The organism is Moritella sp. (assembly GCF_013215705.1).
In the GTDB taxonomy this organism is placed as follows: domain Bacteria; phylum Pseudomonadota; class Gammaproteobacteria; order Enterobacterales; family Moritellaceae; genus Moritella.
In genome coordinates this window covers 44130-67053 of the sequence record NZ_JABSQR010000009.1, presented here as the reverse complement: position 1 = coordinate 67053, position 22924 = coordinate 44130, and the positions used below count along the sequence as shown (strand labels likewise).

Genomic DNA, 22924 nt, shown 5'->3' with positions numbered 1-22924 from the left:
AAAGAGTCATTATGAAAAAGTTGTACTTATGTCTTGTTTTATTCGCTGGCATTTTATTTTCGACCGTGCAGGCGGAAGATGCGTATGTGTTAGGCCCTGGCGATCAAATTGAATTTAAAGTGTATGGTCAAGATGATCTCACGGTAAATACGCTGTTAAGTAATAGTGGTTTAATTAATTACCCTTTTTTGGGGCAAATCAAAGTGACTGGTTTATCCGTTAAAAAAGTGGAACAACTGATTTATCGTGGTTTGGTGGGGGATTATCTGATTGAACCAAACGTATATGTGCATGTGACTCAATACCGTCCTTTTTATATTCACGGTGAAGTGAACAAACCGGGTGGTTATTCTTATCAACCCGGTATGACGGTGAACCAAGCGATTGCGTTAGCAGGTGGGTTGACCGACCGAGCATCAGAAGAAAAAGTGTTTATTTATAAAGAAAGTGATAAGGATAAACAAGTTAACGCCAGCCTGACTTACCAGGTAAATGCGGGTGATACCATTACTATTGAACAAAGGTTCTTCTAATGACTGACATGACGAGTAGTAATAGCATGATAAAAAAACAGCCGGTGGAAGAGGTTATCAATCTCAGTCATTATTTTAAAATAATTAATCAGTTTAAATGGCGGATCTTTTTTCTGGCTACCGCAGTGGCCATTTTAACACTCATTATTGTTAAAAATATCACGCCGACATTCCAAGCCACCTCAACCTTGTTGATTGAAGCGAATCAAGCCAAAGCGGTATCCTTCGAAGAGGTGATGGGCTTAGACTCTAATCGTAAAGAATATTATTTAACCCAATTTGAAATTTTAAAGTCGAACACCATTGCAGGTGCCGTTATTACTCAGCTTAACTTGCAGGATGAAGCTGAATTCCAGCCGCAACAGGGTGAGTCGGTGATGGACATGTTGCGTGACGTGCTACCTTTCTTACCAACGGACGTCGCTGAAGTATTAACAGAGCAAGAGCTTGAAGAGCGTAAATTACGAGCTTTAATTAGGCAGTTTAGTGAGCAGTTAACCATCCAACCGATCCGTAAAACACAATTAGTGTCTATCTCGTTTGACAGTCAGGACCCAAGGCTAGCCGCTAAAGTAGCGAATGCCGTCGGTGATGTATATATACAGCAAGACTTGTTTGATAAAATTTCGGTGAATGAAAGTGCGTCAGGTTGGTTGCACTCACGCTTGTCAGATTTACGGGTGACTTTGGATAAGTCAGAAGCCAAACTGCAAGCATACAGTAATAAAGAAAATCTGATTAGCCAAAGTGGCGAAGGTGTCTCTGCATTAATTTCCAAAGAACTTGATCAAACCTCTCAGCAATTAACGCAGGCCCGCAATGAGTATAATCAATTGCGTAGTATTGTTGCGTTAGTGAAAGAACAAGGGACGAAAGATTTAGCGTTGTTAGAATCCATGCCTGAAATTAGCTCGCACCCGGCGATTGTGTCATTGCGAGATAATCAAATTGAAGTTGAGTTGAAAATTTCCGATCTCTCTAAAGTGTATGGACCTAAACATCCGACGTTCAAGTCGGCACAATCAGAGTGGAACACAGTAACAAAACGCATGAAATCGCGGATCCTGAAGATCGTTTCAGGACTGGATAAAAGTTTAACCACGAAAAAGCGCAACATTAAAGCGTTAGAAAGAGATCTTGCGAGTATTAAAGCCAAATATCACCGTGTGCTCAGCAAGGAGAATATTTACCGTAAGCTTCGACGTGAAGTGAATACCAACCGTAAGATCTTTGATACTTTCTTATCGCGCTCCAAGGAAACGGAAGTCACCAGTGACTTTAACTCGGCGGTTGCGCGTTTTACTGATCGCGCCTTCGCCCCGGAACGTCCAATTAAACCGAAAAAAGCATTGATCGTGTTGTTGGCATTTGTGGCTACGTTTGGTTTAGGTATTGTGGCAGCGTTTGTGTTTGAATCGCTAAACGATAACTTTAAATCGGCGAAAGACATTGAAGATAAATTGTCTTTCCGCATGTTGGGATTACTGCCGTTAGTTGAGCTTAAAAAACACCAAGACCTGGGACTGCATCACTTCTTTACTGATACCGGTCGTCGCTTTGCTGAATCGGTGCGCACCTTACGTACCAGCTATATTTTAACGCATCATGAAGACGATAAAGTCATTGCCATCACATCATCGGTACCTGGTGAAGGCAAGTCAACGACATCGGTTAATTTAGCATTCTCATTAGGTCAAATGGGTAAGGTATTGTTGATTGATGGTGATATGCGTAAACCGAGTATTTGTAAACGTTTTTCTATTCCAAACTATCATGCGGGTTTATCCAATATGATCGCCCAGACTGAAGTATTGGACGACTGTTTATATCACGATGACCAATCAAATATTACCGTGATGCCGTGTGGGAATTTACCGAGTAATCCACAAGAATTGTTAGCGTCTAAGCATTTTGAGCAGCTTATCACTCAGCTAAAAGAGAGTTATGATTACATTATTATTGATACACCACCGATTAACGCCGTCAGTGATGCGCTGATCATTGCCAAGCAGGCCGATTCATTAATGTATGTAGTTAAAAGTGATGATACCCGCACTGGAGTGGTGAGAAACGGTGTTGGTCGTTTGGTTGATGCCAACATCAAAATTGCCGGTATTGTGCTAAATAAGGTGGATATCAGAGCAAGTGCAAATAGTGATTATTATTACGGTTATTACAGTGATAAAGCCTATGGCAGCGCTGTTAAGACTAACACATCGGCGAGTAATGATATCCTTACCGACAAAGCTGATCCCGAGGATAAGCTGCAATTGTCATCATGATAGCGCGCAGCCAACAAATAGCAGTCACTGTAAAGCACACAGCTGTACCGCGAACGATGCTTGCTTTGCTGTTGTTATTTGGTTGCCTATATGCGGGTTATACGGCCTTTTATAAAGGATATGCCAATGCTTGGTACTACCAAGCTGAGTTTGCTATCAATGCTTGGGCTAAACAAGGCAAGGTAACCAGCCGGAGTGAATATGACTCGGCGTTGGCAGCGATTAATAAAGCCCATGCGCTTGATCCGAGTTATCCGCATTATGCTCATATTAATGGCCGTATCCTGCATTGGGGTATTATCAGTGGTTTTGAAGGCGAGGCTAAATACACGACGGTAAGATCTCTCTATTTAGCTGCGGTGGCACGCCGACCAATGTGGCCTGATGTATGGCTTGATCTCGCCACCATCAATAATTATCTTAATGGTTACAATGCGGATACCCAGCAATACCTTGCAAAGGCGATGGCAACTGGCCCTTATATCAACGCGGTTATTGCTGGTTCGGTGCGCATATTATTATCAAATTGGTCTGAGTTAACGGGCCAAGATAAACAGCTAGTGTTTGATCAATTTGGTAAGTCGGTAAAGCAGCAGGCGTTGCTAATCGATATTTTAACTTACGCGACCTCGATTGATAAACAAAAGTTGTTGTGTGTGCAATTGAAGTTCAACCCAGCATACCGCGCGGTAAAATCCACTTCAGCTTATACTCGATACTGTAAATAAGCTTTTATTTATCTTCCTCTTCATTACTCCTAATTGCTAAATACGAGTTATAACTATTCATATAAATTAGTTATGTTTTTGTCCCCATAAGTTTGATGAATGTTGAGTATTTATGTAAAAAGCCTTCTGCACATGCTGCTTTAATTTTAATTTTAGGTTAAAAATGTTATATTTGTGAACACTCTGCAAGAGGCTTTAACTTTATTATTGTTGGATTCACATTAATAACCGTTGGATTCACTAATAAAATTGGTAAGTTAGGGTAATACCCAAGTTACTTCAAGATACTGATTGTGCATCCTGAAGTAACTTGGGTATATATATAACAAGGATGTCCACCATGAGTGGCATAAACTAAGAGGAATGAGTCGTGTTAGAAGCTTATCGTAAACATGTCGAAGAACGTGCCGCTGATGGGGTTGTGCCTAAACCTCTTGATGCTGAACAAGTTGCTGGTCTAGTTGAATTGCTGAAAGCACCAATCGCTGGCGAAGAAGAATTTATGTTAGATCTTTTAACCAATCGCGTACCACCAGGTGTGGATGAAGCCGCTTATGTCAAAGCGGGCTTTTTAACTGCGATCGTTAAAGGTGAGACGACATCGCCGATCTTATCTGCAGAACGTGCGACTGAACTACTTGGCACGATGCAAGGTGGTTACAACATCGAAACATTAGTTGAATTACTGGATGTTGATGCGCTGGCTCCGATTGCTGCAAAAGGTTTGTCACACACACTATTAATGTTCGATGCTTTCTATACGGTTGAAGAAAAAGCCAAAGCAGGTAATAAATTCGCACAGCAAGTGATGCAATCTTGGGCTGATGCAGAATGGTTCTTAAGTAAACCTGAAGTGGCGAAAAAACTGACGGTGACCGTATTTAAAGTACCTGGCGAAACCAATACTGATGACTTATCACCTGCACCCGATGCATGGTCTCGTCCTGATATTCCACTGCATGCACTGGCAATGCTTAAAAATGAGCGTGAAGGTGTTTCTGCAAATCCATTGCAAGAAATTGAAAAACTAAAAGAAAAAGGTCATCAAGTTGCTTACGTTGGTGATGTTGTTGGTACGGGTTCTTCGCGTAAATCAGCAACTAACTCGGTGTTATGGTGCATGGGTGATGATATCCCATTCGTACCGAACAAACGTGGTGGTGGTATTTGTATTGGTTCTAAAATCGCGCCAATTTTCTTCAATACCATGGAAGATTCAGGTGCACTACCACTCGAATTTGATGTAACTAGCTTAAATACGGGCGACGTTATCGATATATTCCCATATGAAGGTGTTGTTAAAACTCACGAAACTGGCGCAGTTATCACTGAGTTCAAGATCAAAACTGATGTGATTCTTGATGAAGTGCGTGCTGGTGGTCGTATCCCACTGATTATCGGTCGTGGTTTAACGACGCGTGCGCGTACAGCACTAGGTCTAGATGATTCAACGGTATTCCGTTTACCTGCAGACGTCGCAGCTTCAAGCAAAGGTTATACCTTAGCGCAGAAGATGGTTGGTAAAGCATGTGGTGTTGCAGGCGTACGCCCTAACCAATATTGCGAACCAAAAATGACAACGGTTGGTTCTCAAGATACCACGGGTCCAATGACGCGTGATGAGCTAAAAGATTTAGCTTGTCTGGGTTTCTCTGCTGACTTAGTGATGCAGTCTTTCTGTCATACGGCGGCTTATCCAAAACCAGTGGATGTTGAAACTCACCATACACTGCCTGACTTTATCCGTAACCGTGCGGGCGTTTCGTTACGTCCAGGTGATGGTGTAATTCATTCTTGGTTAAACCGTATGTTATTACCAGATACAGTGGGTACTGGTGGTGATTCACATACCCGTTTCCCATTAGGTATTTCTTTCCCTGCGGGTTCTGGTCTGGTTGCATTCGCGGCAGCAACGGGTGTTATGCCACTGGATATGCCTGAATCAATTTTGGTACGCTTTAAAGGTGAACTACAACCGGGTATCACACTACGTGATCTCGTCAACGCAATCCCTTATTATGCGATTAAACAAGGTCTACTGACTGTTGAGAAAGCAGGTAAAATTAATGCATTCTCTGGTCGTGTACTGGAAATTGAAGGTCTACCAGATCTGAAAGTTGAGCAAGCATTCGAATTATCGGATTCATCAGCGGAACGTTCTGCGGCAGGTTGTTCTATCAAGCTTAACGAAGCGCCAATCATTGAATATCTCGAGTCTAACATCGTGATGTTAAACTGGATGATTGCTGAAGGTTATGGCGATGCGAAGACGATTGCTCGTCGTGTAGCTGAAATGAAAGCCTGGATCGCCGATCCACAATTGCTTGAAGCTGACGCGGATGCAGAATACGCTGAGATCATCGAAATCGATCTCGCAGATGTGAAAGAGCCTATCCTAGCTTGTCCAAATGACCCAGATGATGTGAAACTATTATCTGTTGTTGCAGGGGTTAAAATTGACGAAGTATTCGTTGGTTCATGTATGACTAATATCGGTCATTTCCGTGCAGCGGGTAAACTACTGGAGAAATTCAACGGTACACTGCCAACACGTATGTGGGTTGTTCCACCAACGCGTATGGATGCCGCACAATTAAGTGATGAAGGTTACTACTCAATCTTCGGTAAAGCGGGCGCTCGTACCGAAATGCCAGGTTGCTCACTGTGCATGGGTAACCAAGCACGTGTGGGTGATAATACCACGGTTGTTTCTACGTCAACGCGTAACTTCCCGAACCGTTTAGGTAATGGTGCTAACGTTTACCTCAGTTCTGCTGAAGTTGCTGCAGTCGCGGCGATTAAAGGTAAGATCCCAACAGTTGCAGAGTACATGGAACTGGCGTCTGAGATTGATGCAACAGCGGCGGATACCTACCGTTACTTAAACTTCGATAAAATCTCGTCTTATATTGAAAAAGCGAACGAAGTGATCGTTCAAGAAGCAGTTTAATTAGTATTCGGCTAACTTAAACGCTCGTTGCTTTAGTATAAGCGGCGAATTTGCTAAAATAAACGGCGATCTATGGTTTACATGGGTCGCCGTTTTTTTGAATTGTGTATTAATATAAAATAGTATCGTAAGCTATCCTAATAGGAACATGCAGAGTGACCACACATAAATTCATTGCTGAAAATCTGGTCGGTAGAGATTATTTTGTCGGTGATATCCACGGCGAGCTACCGCTATTAATGCGAGCCTTGACACGCTGCCGTTTTGATTTTGATAAAGACCGGTTATTTTCAGTCGGTGATATGATTGATCGCGGACCGCAATCATTGCATACATTAAACTTGCTCAATGAATCGTGGTTTTTTGCCGTCCTTGGTAACCATGAAGAGATGTTGCTTGCTGAAGATGAGCATAAGTTGACTCGTCTACATAAAAACGCCGGGGGAGAATGGTTTTATGCGCTTGCTCCAGAACAGCAAACTGCTTGTAAGTTATTAATTAAACAACATTGCAGTTATGCACTGACCGTTAAAACGGCGCAGGGTTCTGTCGGCATTAGTCATGCGTATGCGCCCGCTGATTGGCATGTGTTTTTGGATGAGAGCGGTATAAAATCAAGTTTACTGGATGATTTAGTTTGGTCTACTGCCTCGTATGTAGCGGTTAAAAAAGGCGAATTTAGCCGGATTGCTAATGTTGATGTCACCATTCATGGCCATGTTAATTGTAGCCAGGTAGTGACGAATCAGAACCAGCTGTGGATTGATACGTTAAGTAAAACCAAACGTTTAACTGTGTTGTCTAGCAAACAAATATTTTCGGTTATTTGATTAATAACTTATTTGATACTTCTTACTATCTTCTCTCATCACGGGCTATTGCTGTTTCTGCTGTTGTTTTGCTACAATCCTCTCCTCTAACACCTTATTAAACTATTATCTATAAGCAGGCATAACCGTGGATTTTGAATTTCGAAAAGATACCCTAACAGATACTTACCGCGTCATCATATCAATGGAACAGACGGCACTCGGTAGTTGGATCCAAGGCACGTTAGGCACGGATAAAGCCACTATTGCGTTGATTCAAGCTGAAATTGATTTATTAAAAGCCCGTAAAAAACAAGAGTATCGTTTAGTTGGTGATGAGATGACATTAACCCTGACCCAAGAAGATGCGTGTGCGTGTACTAATTCGGAGTTAATGGATTTTGGTGAAGTGCTCGAAGACGACATGAATTTTTATGATGCGGAAACGATGGCAGTGTGTGGCCTGGAGGATTTTGAGATCATACTCCAAGCCTGGTTAGGATTTTTTAGTCAGCGCTAGTACATTTAGTACAATTAAGAGCTATTTAGTCCCATTCTTCCGAGGTGTAGTTAAATGTTGGTAATGACCATTTCCAATAAATAGCACACAGGCGTAGTGACACACCGACACAGAAGGCCACAATAAGATTGATATTGTGGTCAATACCCAGCGTTTCCAAGCCCAGATAAAGTACCGCGACTAATAATGAGATACCCGCGTAGATCTCTTTACAGAATACGACCGGAGTGCGATTACAGAGTAGATCGCGTATCACCCCGCCACAAATACCCGTTATCATCCCCGCCATAATAATCACCGTTGGGTGGTAACCGAGTTGCATCGCTACATTACAACCAATAATGGTAAATGCTATCAAGCCAACCGCATCAAGTACTAAGAATAAACGACGCAAATGATCCATGTGTTTGGCAATCAGGATCGTAAACAAACCTGCACATATGGTGATGTAGACGTAGTGGGGATGCTGAGTCCAAGCAATTGGGAAATTACCCAATAATAGATCGCGTACTGTACCGCCACCAAGCGCGGTCACAAAGGCGATAACCGCTACGCCGAAAATGTCCATATTACGGCGACCCGCCATTAATGCACCCGACATAGCTTCGGCAGTGATGGCAATTAAATAGATGTAAGTGAGCATTATTGCGAACCCTTTAAATTAACGAAATTGGGGGGATGTATCCATTTAAAATATGCCTAGCTCCTTGCAAGCAGGCGATCCTATACATAAACACTTTTATGGTCAACTGAAGTCGGAAGCTATGGTCAACTGAAACTGAATGAGAGGTCAGGGTTTTATTGCAACGCAGGGGGAAATCATCGATATGTCCGATTTAAATCCATCACAACATTTACAACGCTTGTATAAATAGGGTAGACTTCTGGATGGCTAATTTATTACTTAAGGATGGGAATAATGCCGATTAGAATTAAAGACGGGCTACCGGCTGCTGAAATATTAGGTAATGAAAATATTTTTGTGATGCTCGAGTCACGCGCAACCAAGCAAGAGATCAGACCGCTGCAGGTTGTTGTTCTTAACCTTATGCCGAAAAAAATTGAGACTGAAAACCAAATATTGCGGTTATTATCGAATACGCCACTGCAAGTAAATGTAGAGCTATTACGCATTGACTATCGCGCCTCTAAAAATACTCCCCAAGAACATATTGATGAGTTTTATCATGACTTTGAGCGTATTCGTCATAATAATTACGATGGTTTGATTATCACTGGTGCGCCATTAGGTCTGGTCGGCCATGATGAAGTGGTGTATTGGCCACAAATAGAAGAGATCATTAACTGGTCGAAAACCCACGTGGTATCTACTTTATTCTTATGCTGGGCAGCACAAGCAGCATTGAAAGTACTATATGGCATTGATAAAAAAGTTCACGATAAGAAATTATCTGGGGTTTATCCACAGCAAACATTCCATCGCCATAATCCATTAGTACGTGGTTTTGATGATGAATTTCCCGTGCCTATGTCGCGCTATGCCGATTTCTCTGCCGAGATGTTTGCAGGTACAGACCTCAATATCTTAGCTGCGAATGATGAGACCGGGGTGTATTTAGCGGCATCAAAAGACTGCCGTCAGGTATTTGTTACTGGCCACCCTGAATACAGTGCAGACACCTTACACCAAGAATACATGCGTGATGTTGTCGATGGTGTTGAAGCCGAAGTACCGACTAATTATTATAAAGACGATAATGCTGAAAATGACCCTCTTGTTACTTGGCGTAGTCATGGTAATCTGCTCTATAGCAACTGGTTAAACTATTATGTTTATCAACAAACGCCATATGACTTAAACGATCTATAACTGTTACGAGTGCAGCTATTCGAATAGATAGTCGAGCAAATAGATTAGTATCAAATAATAAGACTCAGGATTGGGTCTGCAGTACATTAACGAGGGATCTTGTGGCTACTATAAAAAACAAACAACAGCTGGAACAGCAATTAAAAAAACGTATCATGCTTATCGATGGCGGCATGGGTACGATGATCCAAGACTATAAATTAGAAGAAGCCGATTACCGTGGTGAACGTTTTGCTAACTGGCATTGCGACGTCAAAGGTAATAATGATTTATTGGTATTAAGTAAGCCACAGCTCATTGCTGACATTCATAAAGAGTATCTCGACGCGGGCGCCGATATTCTTGAAACCAATACCTTCAATGCCACGACTATCGCGATGGCTGATTATGATATGGCATCATTATCGGCAGAGATTAACCGCGAAGCTGCGCGTATCGCCCGTCAAGTTGCCGATGAAAAAACCGCAGAAAACCCGGACCGTCCCCGTTTTGTGGCCGGTGTTCTGGGTCCAACGAATCGTACTTGTTCTATTTCTCCCGATGTAAATGATCCCGCTTTCCGTAATACCTCTTTTGATCTGATGGTTGAAGCCTATATCGAATCAACCAAAGCGTTAATCGAAGGCGGTGCCGATATTATTCTCATCGAAACGATCTTTGATACCTTGAATGCTAAAGCAGCGGTCTTTGCGGTTAAAACTGTATTTGAAGAACTCGGCTTTGAATTACCGATTATGATCTCGGGTACCATTACCGATGCCTCGGGTCGTACACTGACGGGTCAAACCACAGAAGCATTTTATAATTCATTACGTCATGCCGAACCGATCACTTTTGGTCTTAACTGTGCATTAGGCCCGGATGAATTACGTCAATATGTTGATGAACTATCACGTATCTCAGAAAGTTATGTCACCGCGCATCCTAATGCTGGTTTACCAAATGCGTTTGGTGAATATGATTTAAGCCCGGAAGACATGGCAGTGCATATTAAGGAATGGGCTGAAGCCGGTTTCTTAAATATGGTTGGTGGTTGTTGTGGTACCACGCCAGAACATATTAAGGCGATGGCTGATGCGGTTGAAGGTGTTAAGCCGCGTCAATTACCTGAAATCGAAATCGCCTGTCGTTTAAGTGGACTTGAGCCATTAACGATAAAGAAAGACAGCCTATTTGTTAACGTCGGTGAACGTACCAACGTTACCGGCTCGGCACGTTTCAAACGTCTGATTAAAGAAGAAAACTACGACGAAGCCCTGCATGTTGCCCTGCAGCAAGTTGAATCTGGTGCGCAGATCATCGATATCAATATGGATGAAGGCATGTTGGATTCGTTGCATTGTATGGAGCGATTTTTAAATCTGGTGGCGTCAGAACCCGACATTTCGAAAGTGCCAATCATGATCGATTCGTCGAAATGGGAAATTATTGAAGCGGGCTTGAAATGCGTACAGGGCAAAGCGATTGTTAACTCAATCTCGCTGAAAGAGGGTGAAGATAACTTCCGCCATCAAGCTAAATTAATCCGTCGTTACGGCGCTGCTATGATTGTGATGGCCTTTGATGAAGATGGCCAAGCGGATACCCAAGAACGTAAGTTTCAAATTTGTAAGCGTTCTTACGACATCCTGGTGAATGAAGTTAATTTCCCGCCGGAAGATATTATTTTCGATCCCAATATCTTTGCCGTTGCTACCGGTATTGATGAGCATAATAACTATGCGGTTGATTTCATTGAAGCAGTGAAAGACATTAAACGTGAATTACCGCATGCCATGATCTCGGGCGGTGTCTCTAACGTATCCTTCTCGTTCCGTGGTAATAACCCGTTGCGTGAAGCGATCCATGCCGTGTTCTTGTACTACTGTATCCGTGAAGGCATGGATATGGGTATTGTGAATGCGGGGCAGTTGGCGATCTATGACGATCTGCCGAAAGATCTGCTCGATGGTGTGGAAGATGTGATCCTTAATCGCAATGATAATGCCACGGAAGCGCTGCTCGCTCTTGCCGAGAAGTACCGCGATTCAGGTGTTGAAGTCGAAGCTGAAACCCAGGAATGGCGCAGCTTTGAGGTGAATAAACGTCTAGAGTACGCCTTAATTAAAGGTATTACTGAATTTATCGAAGAAGATACCGAAGAAGCACGCCAACAAGCAACTCTGCCATTAGAAGTGATCGAAGGTCCATTGATGGACGGCATGAATGCGGTTGGTGATTTATTTGGTGCCGGTAAAATGTTCTTACCCCAGGTGGTTAAATCTGCGCGGGTAATGAAACGCGCGGTATCTTACTTAAATCCTTACATTGAAGCATCAAAACAAAAAAGCTCGTCAAACGGTAGAATATTATTAGCCACGGTAAAAGGCGATGTCCACGATATCGGCAAAAATATTGTCGGTGTAGTGTTGCAGTGTAATAACTATGAGATCGTTGATATGGGCGTGATGGTCTCGTGTGATGATATTCTGAAAAAAGCAGTGGAAGAAAACTGCGACATTATCGGTCTATCCGGTTTGATCACCCCGTCACTCGATGAAATGGTGCATGTGGCGAAAGAATGTCAGCGTAAAGGCTTTAAACTGCCGATCCTGATTGGTGGTGCGACCACATCCAAAGCGCATACCGCGGTGAAGATTGAGCAAAACTATGACGAACCGGTTATCTATGTTTCCAACGCATCACGTGCAGTCGGGGTGGTAGCGGCATTATTGTCAGAAACCAAGAAACCGGTACTGGTCGCGAGAATGGCCAAAGAATACGAGGTGGCGCGTGAGCAACATGCCCGTAAACGACCACGCAGCGCGCCGGTCACACTTGACGTCGCACGTGCCAATAAAGCGCCAATTGATTGGGTTAACTATACGCCGCCAGTCCCGAAAACATTGGGTGTGCAGAAGTTCATTAGCTACTCGATAGCGGAACTGCGTAAATACATCGATTGGACCCCGTTTTTCATGACCTGGACTTTGGCGGGTAAATACCCCCGTATCCTCACCGATGACGTGGTTGGTGTCGAAGCGACCAGTTTATTTAATGACGCAAACGACATGCTGGACCGTTTAGAAGAAGGTGGTGCTGGGCTTGAAGGCGTGCCTGACGATTATAAAATATCTGTAAATGGTGTGATTGGTTTATTCCCTGCCAATACCGTGAACGACGACACTATCGAAGTGTATACCGATGAAACGCGGTCACAGGTATTAACCCGACTTGAGCACTTACGTCAGCAAACCAAGAAAAAACCAGGGCAGTACAATAATAGCCTTGCTGATTTTGTGGCGCCGAAAGAGTCTGGTAAATTTGATTATATCGGTGCATTCGCTGTTACTGGTGGAATCGGTGAAGATGACGTAGCGAATTACTTCAAAGGTATTGAAGATGATTACAACGCGATTCTTATCCAGTCTGTGTGTGACCGTTTAGCGGAAGCCATGGCCGAGCGTTTACATGAATTAGTGCGTAAACAAGAGTGGGGCTTCACGCCGACCGAAGAGTGGAACAACGATGATCTGATCCGTGAGAAGTACCAAGGAATTCGTCCGGCGCCGGGTTATGCGGCCTGTCCTGAACACACTGAAAAGGGTACGATCTGGGAGTTGCTAGATCCCGACAGCATTGGTATGAAGCTAACCTCTTCTTATGCGATGTGGCCGGGTGCGGCGGTATCTGGGTTGATATTTTCCCATCCGGAATCACGTTATTTTGCGGTGGCCTCTATTCAAGAAGACCAAGTGAAAGATTATGCCGAGCGTAAAAATATGACGCTTGAAGAAGCCGAACGTTGGTTAGGGCCTAACTTAGGCTATGCGCCGGATTAAGTTTTCACCTTGTAATAGCCATAAACTAGTTTGTGGCTATTTTAAAGTGAATATATTTTAAAATATAGTTAAAAACATAGTTAAAGTCGCAAACGGGGAGTTGATTCACCATTAATATGCTATTTGTAATTTACTTGGTTGTTTAGTATTAAATGAAAAAACAGCCTCACTGTCAGTAATTCTAGTAGCTATAACGAGGGGGTCAACGAATGCCTTTATCACTACAAAGTCTTGGTTTCAAACAGCGGCTTGTGTTAACTATCACTATTCTAGTATCAGTTGCATTATTAGTATTTAACTGGTTGTCTTATAATAAATTTAAAACACAAAAAATGGCTGCTATTGAAAGCATGTCACAGATCATCGTAGAAAATGCCTCAAATGAAGTAGCACTAAAGATGGATGCTTGGGTTGATGCATTGGAGTCCAGCCGTATTTACTTTGAAGATGAGCATACCGATGTCGATTACGTGACAGTGGCTAAAATGGTTACCAAATCAGCTAGATATGCCAGTTTTACTGTGGGCTATCGCGATGGACGTGCCTTTGGTGATTCCGGTGGCGATAACGGCGTATTTGACGTGAGTGATTATGATCCAAGAACCCGAGATTGGTATAAGGATGCGATGGCTAAACAATCTACCATTCTGACGGATATTTATACGGATGATACGACTGGCGGGTTGATGGTAAGTTTAGCAAGCCCGATCGGAAATCAAGGCGTAGTGGCAGGCGATATCTCACTCGATATTCTTAACGATATTATCTCGCAAGTCGATTTTCCTGGTGCTGTATTACTTGTCCTCGATGATGAATTTACGCAACTTGCTTCTACTGACCCGAGCGATGAAATGGGTGTTTATTTTAATCTACCTGACCTTGAAAAAAAGATGACCGAACAAGGTGATGGCTCTGCGGATTACGAATGGACTGGAGTAAAAAAACATGCCTATTTCTCCGATGTGAAATTACCGGATGATAGGCGGTGGTTTATCTATGTTGGTATTGAAGACTCGGTGATGTACTCCGACTTAAACGCTGAGTTAGTTCAGACTACAATGACGTCCATGATTGTAATATTGATCGCCGTAGCCATCATACTTATGGTACTGAATAGACTTTACAAACCTATCCTTGCTCTTAAAAATACGGTTCTCGATCTATCGATGGGAACTGGTGATCTTACTCGTCGCCTTGACATCAAAAGTAAAGATGATCTGGGACAAATATCATCGGGCATCAATACGTTTATTGGCAACCTGCAGAGTATGATGCATGAGGTTGCGCAAACCACTCTGGATACTTCAGCCCGAGTGAGTGAACTCTCTACTCAGTCTGAGCAAAATAGTGAAGTGTTACAATCGCACTTTGACGAAGCCAACCAAGTTGTTACGGCTATTCACGAAATGAGTGTGACGGCAGAGACCGTAGCTCGTCATGCCTCTCAGGCCTTGACTCATACGCAAAATGCAAAAGAACAAGCTGAAGTCTCTAAGGATGTCGTTTCTAAAGCGGTGCAAACAGTGTCTTCATTGGTGAGTGAAGTAGAGTCTATGTCCAGTGATATCGTTAATATGAATGGTAATATTAATAATATTGCCAAGTTACTAAAAGTAATTGGAGATATAGCCGATCAGACTAATTTGCTTGCCTTAAATGCTGCGATTGAAGCTGCCCGAGCTGGCGATCAAGGCAGAGGATTTGCTGTCGTTGCCGATGAAGTCCGTGCGCTAGCCGCTCGAACTCAGGAAAGTACCTCTGAAATTGCAAACATGCTTACAATTTTGACTTCAGGAGCGAATCTATTAGTTACCAATATGGATGCGATCAAGGTGAGTTGTAGTCATACTGCCGAAAGCACTGAACAAGTGAATTTGGATCTTGACAGCATGGCTAAATCAGTCGCATACATTAATGACATTACTATAGAGATTGCTACTGCAGCTGAGGAGCAAAGCGCCGTTTCTGAAGATATCAGTAAGAACATGACTTCTATTTCTAACATGGCTGAAATACTCACCGAAAATGGTGATAAGGAACTCGGGCACTGTAAGGCTCTTGCCGACACCAACGCTCAGCTTGAAGCTATTGTAGGTAAATTCAAAATTTAGACGGCTGGATTTAAGTTAGTAAATTCAATTTTAAAAATAAAATGCCCGTATAGGAATTAATTATACGGGCATTTTTATATCCCACTATCAATGATTAACTTGCCGGTAATGACTGCACTTTAGTACGTACAAGCAAGGGTTTCTTACGTTGGGTTAATACATTGCCTAATATCACTAATACCAGTCCCAGCGTTGAATATAGCGTCCAATGATAATCTTCAAATACCGCAGAAACACTTAAGGCGACAACCGGGGTGATGACTAAAATATACGCGGCGTTACTGGCACCTAAACGATCTACCAAAATAAGATAAAAGGTAAAGCCAAGTACCGATGCCGGAATGGCGAGATACAATAAACTGCCGATGTATTGCGTTGTCATCGTAAACTCAAACGAGATGCCACGGACTAATATAATCATTAACAGCGCGAAACAACCATACACCATGGCATAGCTGGTGGCAGTGAAGGGCTGCACATTATTCTTGGTATTACGTATACTCAGCATATTGCCAATCGAGAAACACCAAGTGCCAAGTAGGGCAAATAACAGACCGTACAAAGTATCTTGTGACCAATCTGTTTGCAGTAAATCACCTGCAAATAACAAGCTAATACCAGCAAGCCCAAGTATGGCACCGAACCAGAAATTAGCATTGGTTTGGGTTTTGTAAAACAGCTTACTGTGAAAAGCGTTGAATACCGGTGCGCTTGCCATAAACACCGCCACTAAACCACTGGGTATATACAAAGTTGCACTGTAAAAGGCGAGGAAATTACAACAGAATAAACATACGCCTTGCAGGGCTAAAAAAGCATGGTCTTTACGTTTTACGGGTTGCAGTTTACCGCATAATTTACCGACCACAAACATGACCGCTGCCGCAATTGCAAAGCGGTAAAAGATTGAGACTTCCATTGGCACATCACCGTGTTGCCACTTGATTGATATCCACGAAAAACCCCAAATAAATATCATTGAAACATAGAGTAATGCTGACATAGCGGTTCCTTCTTTATTACGACCACAATTAATTAGTCTGCATTATGCAGGTATTCTGATGTCGGAAATATCACGATGTCGGTAAAACTAACACAATATTGCGGTTTAATGATTAGTCTGATCACGGTATCAGTTGAGCAATCTGCCATTAATGGTAATATTTTGTTATGCCGTTAATAAAACCAGTAATGGACCAACAGCTGGATATTGCCTTATCTCAACTTGAGCCCAGTGCAACTAGCTTCGAACAATCGACCAGTAAGATCTGTTTACGACAAACGTCATTAACGGATGCACTGTCGTGGGCGCATTATCAAAATGAACATGATCGTTTATATTATGTGAATAATAAGCAGCACACGTTGAGTTTGTACATGTCTGGCGGTTATGAAACCCACCGTACTGATGTGAATTCTGGATTTGGCGCGCCAGGTAAATTTTGCCTGATGCCAAAAGATTCTGAAAGTCATTGGCAACTGGGGCAAACACAGCAATTCATGCACTTATATTTTAGTGATGATTACCTCAAACAGCTGGCGCTGAAAGTATTTGATATTGATCCACGGATGTTACAGCTGCCGGAATTAACCTTTACCAATGATGCTGCTACCGAAGCCTTGTTTCGTCATTGTATGGCGACCAGTGATTGGCAGAGCGGAAATGATCATCTCGCCATGGAGCAAGTGACCAATACTATCTTAGTGTCGATGTTGCAGAATATGGGCATCACTAAATTAACCGCCGCGGTGAAAGGTGGCTTATCACCAAAGGTTGCAGCGTTAGTGTGTGATTACATGCAGGCTAACTTCCAGCGTCAGGTTTATCTTGCCGAACTGGCTGACTTAGCGCAACTGAGTGAATATCATTTTTGCCGGATGTTTAAACAAAGCATGGCACAAACACCACAAGCGTATTTGTTGGCTGTTCGCATAGAGCAAGTGAAGTTACGTGTATGCAATGGGCAGGTCAGTATGGCTGATATAGCGTTGCAGTGTGGCTTTGCTAACCAAAGCCACATGGGGCGCTACTTTAAAAAGCTGGTGGGTATATCACCACGCCAGTATCGACTGCTAACGGTAGGTTAACCGCGAGTTAATCGACTTTTATTTTTTGAGTCACGTTATTGCTGACGTTGATACAATTCAAAACAAACCTGTCCTGCTTGCTTTTCTTTTAAGATAGTCCAGTTAGCCGGTAATTTAACTTGATTAAGTTCTTTCTCGCGCTCGATATAAATGACTGCGTCCGCACTTAACCAATTGTTTGCTTCCAGCTTGGCGCAGCAGTCTTCTAGTAAGTCTTGGCGAAAAGGTGGATCGATAAATATTAAGTCATAACCTTGTGCTGGGGCTTGGGTTGATACTTGTGTGGGTGTTTTGGTTAATAATTGCAGCGTATCGCCACGTACTAACTGGGCATTATCGGCTTTTAACAAATTAATATTTTGTTGAAGCTGCGTCGCTGCGCCGGCGTCTTTTTCAAACAGTAGGCCAGTTTCGGCATAGCGGGATAAGGCTTCAAAGATTAGCCCGCCACTACCAGCAAACAGATCTAAACAATGACTGTCACGGACATAGGGGGATAACCAGTTAAATACGGTTTCTTTTATCCGGTCGGTGGTCGGGCGTAGACCAATCACATCTTTTACGGGCAGTTTTCGACCGCGCCATTGACCACTGATGATCCGAATGTGTCCAGAAGGACGTTGATTTTGTTGTTTTGTGCTAGATTTTGCCATAGTAATTCTTTGTCTGGACAGAAAGATGATAATATATGTCATCATATTGATATTGAGTCATTGTAGCAGTTCAAGACTGGCGAAAGTAAGGTTTTCTAAAAATGGCAAAAAAAAGCATAAAGAATTGGTTTGGTTTCGGTAAAAAAGAAGCAAACAACACGAATGAAGACAAAGTTAACACTGAAGTACTGATTGCTAGTGATGACGAGAGTGGCGAAGAAAAAGCGCGTCGTAGAGCGGCTGACTTACAACTTATCGCTGACTTCGAAAAAAGTAGTGCAACAACGGCTGATGACCATACTGTTACTGAAGCAAATGTAGTAGTGACTGATGCTAATGTCGTTGCGACTGAAACTAACATAATTGTTGCGGAACCTGAAGTAGCTGCAGTTGAGCCTGAAACCGTCGAGTCTGAGAACGCTGAACTCGCGACAACAGAGCAAACCCCTGCTACGCAAGCTGAAGTGATTAAAGATGCTCCTGCGGATATTCAGACTGTGGGATCTGAAGTAGATGAACCTGTTAATAAAGACAAATTCTTTACCCGTTTAAAGCGTGGTTTATCACGTACCAAGGGTAATATCGGTAGTGGCTTTAAAAACTTTTTCCGTGGCAAGCATATCGATGATGACTTATTTGAAGAACTTGAAGAGCAGTTATTAATTGCCGATCTGGGTGTCGCAACAACCACACGTATTATTGATAATCTAACGCAACAAGCATCACGTAAACAATTAAAAAATGCTGAAGCGCTGTACGATATCTTGAAAAAAGACATGGCGGATATGCTGCATAAAGTTGAGCAACCGTTAGAAATAGACAGTAACAACAAACCACATGTAATCTTAATGGTTGGTGTGAACGGCGTTGGTAAAACCACGACTATCGGTAAGATGGCGAAGAAATTCCAAGCAGAAGGTAAATCAGTAATGCTAGCGGCGGGAGATACATTCCGTGCTGCTGCTGTTGAGCAGTTACAAGTATGGGGTGATCGTAACGGTATCCCTGTGGTAGCCCAACACACAGGTGCAGATAGTGCCTCGGTGTTATTTGATGCGATGCAGTCGGCAACTGCAAAAAATGTTGACGTGTTGATCGCCGATACTGCGGGTCGCTTACAAAACAAAGCGCACTTGATGGATGAACTGAAGAAAGTGGTCCGCGTCATGCGTAAACACGATGCAACAGCACCGCATGAGATCATGTTAACGATTGATGCGGGTACCGGTCAAAATGCATTAAGCCAAGCGGAACTATTTAAGGATGCGATTGGTCTTACTGGTATTACCATCACCAAGTTAGATGGTACAGCCAAAGGTGGCGTTATCTTTGCCGTGGCAGATAAATTTGAGATCCCAATCCGTTTTATTGGCATTGGTGAAGGTATTGATGATTTACGTACCTTCAACTCGGAAGAGTTTATTGAAGCGCTGTTTAGTAGCGAAGATAAAAAATAATCCGAGCCGTCTAGTTACCAACATACTCATCGTTAATTCGGTGAGTTTTGTATTTCACTATGCTAGATTTTTATACGAGCACACACCAAGGACGCGGTCATCATGATTCGGTTTGATAATGTATCTAAAGTTTACCCTGGCAGCCTCTGCGCATTACAGAAAGTTAATTTTCATCTTGAGAAAGGCGAAATGGCTTTTTTAACGGGACCCTCTGGCGCCGGTAAAAGTACCTTATTAAAACTAATTAGTATGTTAGAACGACCAAGCGCAGGCGATGTTATCCTTAATGGTCGCAATGTCAGTAAGATCAATAAAGCTGAGATTCCCTTTTTACGTCGTGACATTGGTATCGTTTTTCAAGATCACCGTTTATTAGTCGACCGTACCATTTTTGATAATGTGGCATTGCCTTTAATTATTAAGGGTTATACCGCGAAACAAGTTAAAAATAGGGTGCTAGCGGCATTAGATAAAGTGGGTTTATACAATAAAGCCAAATGCTATCCACCGATGCTTTCTGGTGGTGAGCAACAACGGGTAGGTATTGCTCGGGCGATTATTTCTCGTCCCAAATTGTTGCTTGCGGATGAACCCACCGGTAATTTAGACCCGCAGTTATCAATGGAAATCATCAAGTTATTTGAGGAGTTCAATCGCACTGGTACCTCAGTATTGATTGCTACTCATGATTTGGGCTTGATTGCAAAAATGCGTTATCGCACCTTACGTATTAAGGCTGGTGAGATGTGTAATGACGAGTTACAAGGGATTTAATATGAACAAGCAACCCAACAAACCTGATGCTACCTTTATTAAACGTATTCAAATTCGTTGCCAGCAGCATATCCATCAAGCCATATCGAGTTTAGCAGATGTGTGGCGTACGCCGATTGCATCATTGATGACTATGTTGGTACTTGGGGTTAGTTTAGCCTTACCAAGCACCTTGTACGTGGTATTAAAAAATAGCCAAGCAATAAGCCAAGAATGGAGTAGTCCGACGGACATTAACTTATTCTTAAAAAAAGATTTACCGGAATCGCGTTATAAAAATTTACTGCATCGCTTAAAGACCTACAAAGAGGTTGATAGCTTTGAGTACATTTCCAAAGAACAGGGCATGAAAGAATTTAAGCGTACTTCTGGGTTCGTATCGGCATTAACCCTGTTAGATCATAACCCATTACCAGCAGTCGTCGTGGTCACTCCTAAGCCTTATTATCGCAGTTCCATTGCCGCACAAGAGTTACTGGCTAAGCTAGAGCGTGAGCCTGAGGTGCAGCAAGGTAAGCTGGATATTATGTGGTTAGCACGTTTAGAAGGGATTATTTCTATTTTTAGTGATGCCGTGTTAGTTGTTTCAGTTCTATTATTAAGTTCAGTATTATTAATTACGGGCAATACCATCCGCTTAAATATTTTATCTAACCGTGCTGAAATTGAAGTATTAAAATTAATAGGCGCGACCAATGCATTTGTGCAACGACCATTTTTATATACCGGTTTTTGGTATGGTGCTATCGGTGGTTTTTTAGCTTGGTTAGTGACTATATTTATGGTGTATTGGATGGAAGATACCGTGCTCAACCTTGCTCAATTATATAATACCGAGTTTAGTATTGAGGGGTTAGTATTTAACGAGATCATGTTGTTGTTTATTACCGCGATTGGTATGGGATTGAGCTCAGCCGCTATTTCTGTTAATTATTATATTGCTAAAATTGAACCGAGCTAATAGATCGCTAAACTTGAAGCAAGTTAGTAGATCACTAAAATTGAATAGAGTGAATAGAGTGAATAGAGTGAATAGAGAATTGTACTGGTTACAGAGAACACTGGATCGGGTTAATATAAATTACAGCGCTAATTTTGCGCTATTGCAGTAAGTGACGTCGATGTATTTAAGGTTATTATTTACATTTGTAATTATGTTTGCAGGACTTTTCCTCCCGCCGTTTTTTGCTGTGCTTTCAACCGCGCAGCAAGACATGTTGGTTGTATTACCGAATATATTATTTATGCTGGTGATCATACTGAGTCACTTCTTTAAGCAAGGTCGGAGTGGTTTTGCTGCGTTGCTGATGCTGGTGGCTTACAACGTTATCCAGCAACGTTTACAAATTCCGCTGGCGGTTGGCAGTACGTTATTTGAATATTATTTTCTGGTGTTATTATTGCCGGCTAATCTAGTGTTGTTATTATTCTTACCTGAACGCTCACTGTTTTCCTTTAAAGCACTTTCATATCACGTTATCTTTATCTTTCAAGGTGCCGCTTTTTATTGGTTTATTCAGCCCGAACAATTACCTTTGGTGATCAACTTATTGGCTGTAATAGAACCTTGGATCTTTGTATTCGGTGATGTGTCGGTATTACCCAACATATTACTGGGTTTATTAATCTGTGCGGTGCTGACTGCTGCGATATTAATGCTGTTTAGAGAGGTGTCTTCCGATCAAGCATACCTGAGTGCGCTACTGGCGTGTACATTGACGGTAGTTGAGTTTGAGCAGCAGTGGATATCGGTCAGCATGTTTACCATCAGTGCGATTGCGCTGCTGCTAAGTATATTGCAACGCAGCCATGAACAAGCTTTTATCGATGAGCTTACCCGTATCCCGGGACGTCGTGCGTTAAATATTGAACTGACTCAGTTGAGTGGCAAGTACTGTATTGCGATGTTGGATATTGATCGTTTTAAAAAATTCAATGATACCTATGGCCATGATATTGGTGATTCGGTATTAAAAATGGTAGCGTCGCAAATGGCGACAGTGAAAGGAAAAGGTAAAGTATTTCGCTATGGTGGAGAAGAGTTTACCATCTTGTTTAAAGGTAAATTGGCACTCGATTGTGTCGGTCACTTAAACGAAATAAGAGAATTAATTGCTGATTATCCTTTTCAAATTCGCCAACCAGTCGAGCGTAGAGAACCACAGAAAAAAGGCGCTAACAAGACGGACCGTTGTCGAGAGAAGTTTATTGAAAAAACCGTTAAGGTCACAATCAGTATCGGTGTTGCCCAGGGGCGAAGTTCAACAACAAATCCTGACGAAGTGATTATAGCGGCAGACAAACTACTGTATAAAGCCAAAGAATCAGGGCGAAATCAAGTGTGCGCTTAACTTCTCCCCCTATTAG

17 protein-coding genes are annotated in these 22924 nt (G+C 42.5%); 14 read left to right on the top strand and 3 right to left on the bottom strand.

The window, feature by feature from the left end:
* The first annotated feature begins 11 nt into the window (after window positions 1-11).
* The 6 genes from HRT96_RS07285 to HRT96_RS07260 all read left to right on the top strand — a co-directional run bounded on the left by HRT96_RS07285 (window position 12) and on the right by HRT96_RS07260 (window position 7822).
* Entirely contained in the window at window positions 12-533 is a 522-nt protein-coding gene (locus HRT96_RS07285) for a polysaccharide biosynthesis/export family protein (RefSeq protein ID WP_293154350.1), read from the top strand.
* A complete protein-coding gene (locus HRT96_RS07280; RefSeq protein ID WP_293154347.1) occupies window positions 533-2815 on the top strand; it encodes a polysaccharide biosynthesis tyrosine autokinase in 2283 nt (760 codons plus the stop codon). The genes HRT96_RS07285 and HRT96_RS07280 overlap by 1 nt, the downstream gene beginning before the upstream one ends.
* A complete protein-coding gene (locus tag HRT96_RS07275) occupies window positions 2812-3543 on the top strand; it encodes a VpsP family polysaccharide biosynthesis protein (protein ID WP_293154344.1) in 732 nt (243 codons plus the stop codon). Before HRT96_RS07280 ends, HRT96_RS07275 begins: the two co-directional genes overlap by 4 nt.
* 370 nt (window positions 3544-3913) lie before the next feature.
* The gene (acnB, locus tag HRT96_RS07270) at window positions 3914-6493 is read left to right on the top strand and encodes a bifunctional aconitate hydratase 2/2-methylisocitrate dehydratase (RefSeq protein ID WP_293154342.1); all 2580 of its coding nucleotides are present in this window, start codon (window positions 3914-3916) and stop codon (window positions 6491-6493) included.
* A gap of 155 nt (window positions 6494-6648) precedes the next feature.
* Window positions 6649-7323 carry a metallophosphoesterase gene (locus tag HRT96_RS07265; protein WP_293154340.1) on the top strand — a complete coding sequence of 225 codons (675 nt, stop codon included), beginning with the start codon at window positions 6649-6651 and terminating at the stop codon, window positions 7321-7323.
* Between the two features lie 127 nt (window positions 7324-7450).
* A complete protein-coding gene (locus HRT96_RS07260) occupies window positions 7451-7822 on the top strand; it encodes a YacL family protein (protein ID WP_293128870.1) in 372 nt (123 codons plus the stop codon).
* 25 nt (window positions 7823-7847) lie between these two features.
* Here the strand turns inward: HRT96_RS07260 and HRT96_RS07255 are convergent, their stop codons facing one another.
* Entirely contained in the window at window positions 7848-8468 is a 621-nt protein-coding gene (locus tag HRT96_RS07255) for a trimeric intracellular cation channel family protein (protein WP_366051453.1), read from the bottom strand.
* Window positions 8469-8741: 273 nt separating this feature from the next.
* Between HRT96_RS07255 and metA the strand changes: the two genes are divergently transcribed.
* From metA to HRT96_RS07240, 3 genes are all read left to right on the top strand, one after another.
* Window positions 8742-9653 carry a homoserine O-succinyltransferase gene (gene metA, locus HRT96_RS07250; RefSeq protein WP_293154334.1) on the top strand — a complete coding sequence of 304 codons (912 nt, stop codon included), beginning with the start codon at window positions 8742-8744 and terminating at the stop codon, window positions 9651-9653.
* A gap of 101 nt (window positions 9654-9754) precedes the next feature.
* Window positions 9755-13474, top strand: coding sequence for a methionine synthase (metH, locus tag HRT96_RS07245; RefSeq protein WP_293154331.1), 3720 nt, complete (start codon window positions 9755-9757; stop codon window positions 13472-13474).
* A gap of 209 nt (window positions 13475-13683) precedes the next feature.
* Complete coding sequence (locus tag HRT96_RS07240; protein WP_293154328.1) at window positions 13684-15585, top strand: methyl-accepting chemotaxis protein; 1902 nt, start codon at window positions 13684-13686, stop codon at window positions 15583-15585.
* A 94-nt stretch (window positions 15586-15679) separates the two neighbouring features.
* Here the strand turns inward: HRT96_RS07240 and HRT96_RS07235 are convergent, their stop codons facing one another.
* A complete protein-coding gene (locus HRT96_RS07235) occupies window positions 15680-16588 on the bottom strand; it encodes an EamA family transporter (RefSeq protein WP_293154325.1) in 909 nt (302 codons plus the stop codon).
* Window positions 16589-16755: 167 nt separating this feature from the next.
* Between HRT96_RS07235 and HRT96_RS07230 the strand changes: the two genes are divergently transcribed.
* Window positions 16756-17673, top strand: coding sequence for an AraC family transcriptional regulator (locus tag HRT96_RS07230; RefSeq protein WP_293154322.1), 918 nt, complete (start codon window positions 16756-16758; stop codon window positions 17671-17673).
* Window positions 17674-17708: 35 nt separating this feature from the next.
* On the opposite strand, the gene rsmD is transcribed toward HRT96_RS07230, so the two are convergent.
* A complete protein-coding gene (gene rsmD / locus HRT96_RS07225) occupies window positions 17709-18326 on the bottom strand; it encodes a 16S rRNA (guanine(966)-N(2))-methyltransferase RsmD (protein ID WP_293154319.1) in 618 nt (205 codons plus the stop codon).
* Window positions 18327-18427: 101 nt separating this feature from the next.
* On the opposite strand from rsmD, the gene ftsY reads away from it, so the two are divergent.
* The 4 genes from ftsY to HRT96_RS07205 all read left to right on the top strand — a co-directional run bounded on the left by ftsY (window position 18428) and on the right by HRT96_RS07205 (window position 22908).
* On the top strand, window positions 18428-19783 hold the full coding sequence (gene ftsY, locus HRT96_RS07220) for a signal recognition particle-docking protein FtsY (protein ID WP_293154316.1): 1356 nt from the start codon (window positions 18428-18430) through the stop codon (window positions 19781-19783).
* 102 nt (window positions 19784-19885) lie between these two features.
* The gene (gene ftsE / locus HRT96_RS07215) at window positions 19886-20557 is read left to right on the top strand and encodes a cell division ATP-binding protein FtsE (RefSeq protein ID WP_293154313.1); all 672 of its coding nucleotides are present in this window, start codon (window positions 19886-19888) and stop codon (window positions 20555-20557) included.
* 1 nt (window position 20558) lies between these two features.
* Entirely contained in the window at window positions 20559-21518 is a 960-nt protein-coding gene (gene ftsX, locus HRT96_RS07210) for a permease-like cell division protein FtsX (protein WP_293154310.1), read from the top strand.
* 193 nt (window positions 21519-21711) lie between these two features.
* Window positions 21712-22908 carry a GGDEF domain-containing protein gene (locus tag HRT96_RS07205; protein ID WP_293154307.1) on the top strand — a complete coding sequence of 399 codons (1197 nt, stop codon included), beginning with the start codon at window positions 21712-21714 and terminating at the stop codon, window positions 22906-22908.
* Window positions 22909-22924: the final 16 nt, after the last annotated feature.

What these genes read in the sequence shown, in the direction of transcription:
- ftsE (WP_293154313.1), top strand. Translation starts at nt 19,886, where the DNA reads ATGATTCGGTTTGATAATGTATCTAAAGTTTACCCTGGCAGCCTCTGC.
- metA (WP_293154334.1), top strand. Translation starts at nt 8,742, where the DNA reads ATGCCGATTAGAATTAAAGACGGGCTACCGGCTGCTGAAATATTAGGT.
- HRT96_RS07240 (WP_293154328.1), top strand. Translation starts at nt 13,684, where the DNA reads ATGCCTTTATCACTACAAAGTCTTGGTTTCAAACAGCGGCTTGTGTTA.
- HRT96_RS07280 (WP_293154347.1), top strand. Translation starts at nt 533, where the DNA reads ATGACTGACATGACGAGTAGTAATAGCATGATAAAAAAACAGCCGGTG.
- HRT96_RS07285 (WP_293154350.1), top strand. Translation starts at nt 12, where the DNA reads ATGAAAAAGTTGTACTTATGTCTTGTTTTATTCGCTGGCATTTTATTT.
- ftsX (WP_293154310.1), top strand. Translation starts at nt 20,559, where the DNA reads ATGAACAAGCAACCCAACAAACCTGATGCTACCTTTATTAAACGTATT.
- HRT96_RS07275 (WP_293154344.1), top strand. Translation starts at nt 2,812, where the DNA reads ATGATAGCGCGCAGCCAACAAATAGCAGTCACTGTAAAGCACACAGCT.
- HRT96_RS07230 (WP_293154322.1), top strand. Translation starts at nt 16,756, where the DNA reads ATGCCGTTAATAAAACCAGTAATGGACCAACAGCTGGATATTGCCTTA.
- HRT96_RS07235 (WP_293154325.1), bottom strand. Translation starts at nt 16,588, where the DNA reads ATGTCAGCATTACTCTATGTTTCAATGATATTTATTTGGGGTTTTTCG.
- rsmD (WP_293154319.1), bottom strand. Translation starts at nt 18,326, where the DNA reads ATGGCAAAATCTAGCACAAAACAACAAAATCAACGTCCTTCTGGACAC.
- HRT96_RS07205 (WP_293154307.1), top strand. Translation starts at nt 21,712, where the DNA reads ATGTTTGCAGGACTTTTCCTCCCGCCGTTTTTTGCTGTGCTTTCAACC.
- ftsY (WP_293154316.1), top strand. Translation starts at nt 18,428, where the DNA reads ATGGCAAAAAAAAGCATAAAGAATTGGTTTGGTTTCGGTAAAAAAGAA.